This window comes from Bacillus sp. 05T31 (assembly GCF_056396725.1).
In genome coordinates, this window is the sequence record NZ_JBFTMA010000257.1 from 1 (window position 1) to 6,457 (window position 6,457).

Genomic DNA, 6,457 nt, shown 5'->3' on the forward strand with positions numbered 1-6,457 from the left:
TCATATCCCACGGTAATAAATATCCGGTAAAACCAAGACCTAACATAACAAAGAAAATAAGAACACCAACAATCCAGTTTAACTCACGAGGCTTTTTATACGCACCTTGGAAGAAAACTCTGAGTGTATGTAAAAACATCATTACAATTACGAGACTAGCACCCCAGTGATGCATACCACGAACAATTTGCCCGTAAGCTACTTCATTTTGTAAATAATAAACCGACTCCCAAGCATTTTTAATATCCGGCACATAATACATCGTCAAAAACATTCCGGACAAAATTTGAATTACTGTAACGAAAAAGGTAAGTCCTCCAAAGCAATAGACGAATGCAGAAAAGTGATGTGCCGGGTTAACATGCTCAGGTACTTCATGATCAGCGATATCACGCCATATCGGTGTAATATCTAAACGTTCGTCCACCCAATCATAAATTTTATTTAGCATCTACTTTGCACCCCCTCTTGGCTTCGCTTTTCCTAAATACAGCGTTCCATCTTTCACTTTAGACTCGTACACATCAAGCGGAGCAAGAGGCGGTGTGCCTTTAATGTTCATCCCATCTTTTGTGTAACGTCCCCCGTGACACGGGCAAAAGAATTGATTAGGATGTGCTTTGTCCGAATTCCAGTTCACTGTGCAACCTAAATGTTTACATACTGGCGAAAACGCAACAATTTCTCCACTTTCATCTTTATGCACCCAAGCAGATTTTGGCTCTTCAGACTTGTACCACCCGTCAACCTGCTTCACCTTAAAATCGAAGCGCTTCGGCTCTGTTGTAATATCCTTTACTTGTCCAACAGCAACCATATCTGTTCCCGCTTCTTTTCTTAACACCGGATCAAGCGCAAACCTCGTCATCGGCATTAAAATACCCGCCGCCATAAAGCCTCCTACCCCTGTAAGTGTGTAATTTAAAAACTGTCTTCTTGACACACGATGTTCTTTCTCGCTCACGAAAATTTCCCCCCTCTATCAGAAATTGTCCCCTCGTGAAAAAATTATATAAAAAATAAAAACTAGGACACTATCATGATATAATACCCTCTTGTATAGGTCAATATCATACTACTCATAATAATAAGAACTTTTCGCTTGGTCACTAAATTGCTCTAATGATAACGATGGAAACCAAAATAAATCACCCTGCACATCTCTCATATCTTCTTTCCATGAAAAGTCACTTGTCACATAGGCAATATGCTTAAAACCTTGCCTTTGCAAATGATCTGTCCATTCTTGCAAACGGTCTTTTTCATTCTTTTGGCTCTCTACCAAATACGTAAATGCGGGCAGTAAAAGCACTCTTCCTTTATACTCCCTTTCCAACTCCATACTCAAAGCCTCAATAAATTCACCTTGCTCTACAACCATTTTCATTTCTTTTGCTGCCGAAATAGACAAAAGGGGTATAATCCCTGTATCTACATACTCCCTCGCTTGCTCAAACTGTTCTACATCTTTTACAATCCATTTCACCTCTTCTCCCCTCCTCCATTCGAAATAACAGAACTTTCACTTTATATATATTAAACCATACTAAAAGAGGTAAAAAAAGAAAAACTACCTATTATTAAGTAGTTTTTCTTAAAAAAGTCTGAATTTCGTAAAGATTACATAATCAAAATGAATTCTATAAAATTTTYAACTCTGCTGTTAACCTATGAAATGCTTCCTTATCTTGCTTATCCAAAGCTTCATCAATTTGTTTCAAAAGACGTTCTCTTCTAAATGAGAATACACTTTCTTCTAAAAATCGTTCTGCAAGCAATCGATCTTTTTCATTCACTTCAATATGCTTTGGCAAATATGGGTTTTCTTCTAATACAGCTACATAGTTTGCATTTTGGAACGATGATTTAAAATTAAGCTGAATATAAATATCCTCATCTCGATTCAAACGAATATCATGAAACGATTTTTCTGCATCTGTTGTCATTACATTTTGTTTGAAAAAGTGAAACGGTGTGTCTTTCACACAATTTGCTGACATTACTAAGCCACGCGGACAATATTTTGCATGTTCTACGAAGTGGACTTTATGCATTAATTGATCGTGACTCATTAAATAATTCAAAATCCATACACATTCACGCTGTTTCAGTTGGTAATTATTCAAAAACCATTTTACAAAATCCTTCTTCTCGTTTACAGAAACAGGGGTATTCATAGCGATTAAGTCCCTCCTCTGTCTTTCTCTTTTCTTTTTAGATTCAAGAAGCGGCATTCAGTTTCCTTCCAACTTATGAAAAATCCTCTAAATTATATAACAATTCTTCAATATGAATTTGTGTCGGGTCTAGTTGTATTAACTGCGTAAATACTTCTTTCGCCTCTTTTCGCATTCCTTCTTCTAATAAGAAATAACCGTACTCTTCCAAGAAATCTGGATGATTCTTAAAAGAAGTATATGCACTTTCATAGTGTTTTAATGCATCCGAATACATTTCTAATTGTTTTTTTGCAAATGCAAGATCCCAAAGTAGTTGTGTATCTGGTTCTCCACTGTCAATTGCACGCTCTACAACTGCAATTAGCTCTTCGTATTTCTCTTGTTCTTTTAAAATATACGCATATTTTAATRTCGCACCTAAATGTCCCGGATCTAGCTCCAGCGCTTTTTGAAGCACTTCTTCTGCCTCCGCTATTTTACCTAATTTCGCCGCAATATTCGCTAATTCTACATAGAAAGGAACAGACAGCTCATCTACTTTAATTCCTTCTTGAAGTGTTTCATAGCTTTCTTGAAGCATGCCTTCTTTTTCATAGCTTTTCGCTAAATACATGTATAACGATGCGTATTCAGGATCTAATTCTTTTAATTCTTGCCAAGCACCAATTGCTCTTTGATATTCTTCTCCTTGGTATAATGTGAAGGCATATCCAAATAATGAGTGAATATCTTTTTGCTCTTCTAACCCCGCTTCATAGTAAGAGATTGCCTCTTCCCAGTTTCCAATAGCACTTAAAGTTTCTGCTAGACGAAGCGCAATGACAACACCACCCATAACTTTATGTTCTGCTAGTAACGATTCATAATAAGTGATCGCCTTTTGCTCTTCACCTTTACTACTATATAATTCTGCTAACCCAAACGTAATAACAGGTTCGTCTGGCATCATTTCTTTCGCCTTTAATAGTTTTTGTTCTGCTACATCATCAAAACCTTGCATTTGGAATAAATCCGCTACAAGTAATAACGATTGAACATATAAATCATCGTTTTCTGGAATATCATGAAGCACTTCAATCGCTTCATCTTCTTTATCTAAATCAATATATAATTCTGCTAAAAATACCGTAAATTCACTTTCTTCCGGATATAGCAAGCGTAAGTCTTCAGTAATTGCTAACGCCTCATCCATAAACCCAAGTGTATGATAGTAACGAGCGATATCATACTTCTCTTCATCATTAGCAACTCGTAGTTGTTCTTTTAATAATTGTAATCCTTTTTCTGCTTCACCGTTTTCAATATAAGAAACAGCCTGTTCAAACTTTTGCATAAACGTCTCCTTTAATTCAAAAAATATTCTCTTCTGTTCATTTATCATAAGCAACTAGGTGTAAGAACGCAACCTTTTGAGTGAGCTACCTCTTCCTATACTTTCTCTCATAGCGCAGCTAATTGTTCGAAAAATTCCGGATACGATACAGCGACCGCATCACTATTCTCTATTTTCACTTCTCCATCTATAATACACGATGCGATTGCAAGCATCATCCCAATACGATGATCGCCGTGACTATTAACAGTATTTCCTTTTAAACTTTGTTTACCATATATAATCATACCATCTGGTGTAGCTTCAATCTTCGCACCTAATTTGCCTAATTCATCTACAACCGTATCGATACGATTTGTTTCTTTTACTTTTAACTCCTCAGCGTTTTTAATAACAGTAATTCCTTCTGCCTGCGTTGCTAATAAAGCAATTACAGGAATTTCATCAATTAATCTTGGAATAAGAGTTCCACCAATTTCTATTCCTTTTAGTTTAGATGTTTCAATCGTAATATCCCCGCACGGTTCAAACTCTTCATTTCTAATATGATCGATAGAAATAAGTGCACCCATCTTTGTTAATACATCTAAAACCCCTGTTCTCGTCGGATTTAAACCAACGTTTTCCAATACAAGCTTACTATTTTGGACAATTGCACCAGCTACTAAGAAAAATGCCGCCGAAGAAATATCTCCTGGAACTTCTACGTCTGCACCTTTAAGTTGTTGTCCACCTTGTAATGAAACAGTCCGTCCATTAACATCTACGGTACAACCGAATGCACGCAACATTCTTTCCGTATGATCACGAGATTGCATAGGCTCTGTTACCGTAGTAATCCCTTCCCCTTGCAAACCCGCAAGTAAAACTGCTGACTTCACTTGTGCGCTTGCTACTGGTGTATGGTAATGCATACCTTTTACCTTACCACCGCGAATAGATAAAGGTGTATATTGTCCGTTTTCTCTACCATCAATTTGAGCATTCATCTTAATAAGCGGGTCTGTAACACGTTTCATAGGACGTTTTCCAATTGATGCATCACCAATTATCGTACTATGGAACGGCGTATTTGCTAAAATCCCAAGCATAAGACGAATAGTCGTCCCTGAATTCCCCACATCTAATACTTCTTTCGGTTCTTGTAAATTATGTAATCCTTTACCGTAAATCGTGACATCGTTACCAAACTGTTCAATCTGGACACCTAGTTTTTGAAAACATGCAATTGTACTTAAACAATCTTCTCCTAATAAAAAATTTGATACTTTCGTCGTCCCTTCCGCTATCGCTCCAAACATAACAGAGCGATGCGAAATAGATTTATCACCTGGAACAACAATTTTCCCATTCAAACTATTTTTTCGTCCTACTAGTTTCAAACTGTATCCTCCTCACATTTTAAATAAGTTATATGTACAATAGTTCTTCTTATACGTCTACTTCTATTGTAACGTTTTCTTTCTTGAACGTGCAAACAACTCCCCTTATTGCAGTTCAAATGAAAAAGRCTCCTGTAACAGGAGCCTCCACCATTTCTTAAGAATACGTTTCTTCTTTCTTCACTTGTTCTTTTACAAGTTCCGTAAGTAATTCAATAATCTCATCATTTTCTTCTTTTAATCCAACAGTAATACGAATACCATCATGCATACCAAATGCTGCACCAGAACGAACGATATATCCTTTTTTCATTAATCGTTCGAAAGCTTCATTACCAGGTATACCAAGTTTCAAGAAAATGAAATTCGTTTGAGATGGATAGTAGAATACGTTATATTCCTTACAAAATGCATAATATTGATTTAATCCTCCGGCATTTTTCTTCACACACTCTTGTAAAAACTGTTGATCCTCTATTGCCGCTAAYGCTACCGCTTGGGCGATAGTTGATGTGTTAAATGGTAGTCTTGCTACCTCTAGCTGCCCAATAAGCTTTGCATCACCAATCGCATATCCAATACGAAAAGCAGCTAATCCATATGCTTTTGAGAATGTGCGTAGCACCATAAGATTTTCGTACTTTTCAAGAAGAGGTAATGTTTGCGGATAATCTTTTGCCCCAGCATATTCATAATATGCTTCGTCCATAATAACGAGCGCTGACTTTGGAACTGATTCTAAAAATGAAAGTAATTTTTGTTTTTCTACATATGTACCTGTCGGATTATTCGGATTACAAATCCATACAATTTTCGTTTTCTCATCTACTTGTTGTAACATTGCATCTAAATCGTGAATGCCATCTTTAAGTGGTACTTCACGAACTTCTGCTCCTTCAATAACAGCATGGTGATGGTATTGCGAGAACGTAGGGTTCGCCATTACAACATTTGTTCCATTATGTAGCAAAGCACGACTAATCATTTGAATGACTTCATCTAGCCCACTACCAAATAAAAGTTGTTCCGCTTTTACACCTAAATGCTCTGCTACTTTCTCACGAAGCTCAAATGCCGCCCCGTCCGGATAGAGTGCATATTGATTAGCTAACGAAGTTAATGCTTCTGTCACACGCGCAGAGCAGCCAAACGGATTTTCATTCGATGCTAGTTTTACAATTTTTGACAATCCATATTCTCTTTTTACTTCCTCAATATTTTTCCCAGGTACATATGCTCTCAAAGTTAACAATTGCTCTTTTACTCTCACTTTTCTTCCCCCAGTCATTGATATGATTTATAATGTCTTACTGTCATCTTTAATCATAACCGTCACCATTACGAGAATACCTTTAAATATGCATTTCATACCTGTTCTATGACTTTTTTACACCATATCCTTTTGAAATGCTTCTAACGCAATATGAACAGTCTCATCTGAAATAGATACGACATTCACTCCCCCATATTCCTGCATAAGCACCATATGAATTGTTCCAGCATTTGCTTTTTTATCTTGTTTCATCAACTGAACGAGACGTTCTACATTCAAGTCACTTGGC

At 36.7% G+C, this 6,457-nt stretch carries 7 protein-coding genes and 1 pseudogene; all 8 read right to left on the minus strand.

The annotated features are described in order from the left end of the window. Positions 1 to 451: menaquinol-cytochrome c reductase cytochrome b subunit (gene qcrB / locus AC1DJR_RS16155; RefSeq protein WP_477003010.1), on the minus strand; the 451-nt coding region annotated here is incomplete at its 3' end. Next, positions 452 to 964, minus strand: coding sequence for a menaquinol-cytochrome c reductase iron-sulfur subunit (qcrA, locus tag AC1DJR_RS16160; RefSeq protein ID WP_002011835.1), 513 nt, complete (start codon positions 962 to 964; stop codon positions 452 to 454). A gap of 111 nt (positions 965 to 1,075) precedes the next feature. After that, positions 1,076 to 1,486 carry a YpiF family protein gene (locus AC1DJR_RS16165; RefSeq protein WP_477003011.1) on the minus strand — a complete coding sequence of 137 codons (411 nt, stop codon included), beginning with the start codon at positions 1,484 to 1,486 and terminating at the stop codon, positions 1,076 to 1,078. Between the two features lie 154 nt (positions 1,487 to 1,640). Then, positions 1,641 to 2,177, minus strand: coding sequence for a ReoY family proteolytic degradation factor (locus tag AC1DJR_RS16170; RefSeq protein WP_002086615.1), 537 nt, complete (start codon positions 2,175 to 2,177; stop codon positions 1,641 to 1,643). A gap of 73 nt (positions 2,178 to 2,250) precedes the next feature. Next, on the minus strand, positions 2,251 to 3,513 hold the full coding sequence (locus AC1DJR_RS16175; RefSeq protein ID WP_477003012.1) for a tetratricopeptide repeat protein: 1,263 nt from the start codon (positions 3,511 to 3,513) through the stop codon (positions 2,251 to 2,253). Between the two features lie 107 nt (positions 3,514 to 3,620). Then, positions 3,621 to 4,895: a 3-phosphoshikimate 1-carboxyvinyltransferase gene (gene aroA, locus AC1DJR_RS16180; RefSeq protein WP_429686650.1), complete on the minus strand. Its 1,275-nt coding sequence runs from the start codon at positions 4,893 to 4,895 to the stop codon at positions 3,621 to 3,623. Between the two features lie 157 nt (positions 4,896 to 5,052). Next, entirely contained in the window at positions 5,053 to 6,165 is a 1,113-nt protein-coding gene (hisC, locus tag AC1DJR_RS16185) for a histidinol-phosphate transaminase (RefSeq protein WP_429686649.1), read from the minus strand. A gap of 117 nt (positions 6,166 to 6,282) precedes the next feature. After that, positions 6,283 to 6,457: pseudogene (locus tag AC1DJR_RS16190) on the minus strand (3-dehydroquinate synthase); the annotation flags it as partial.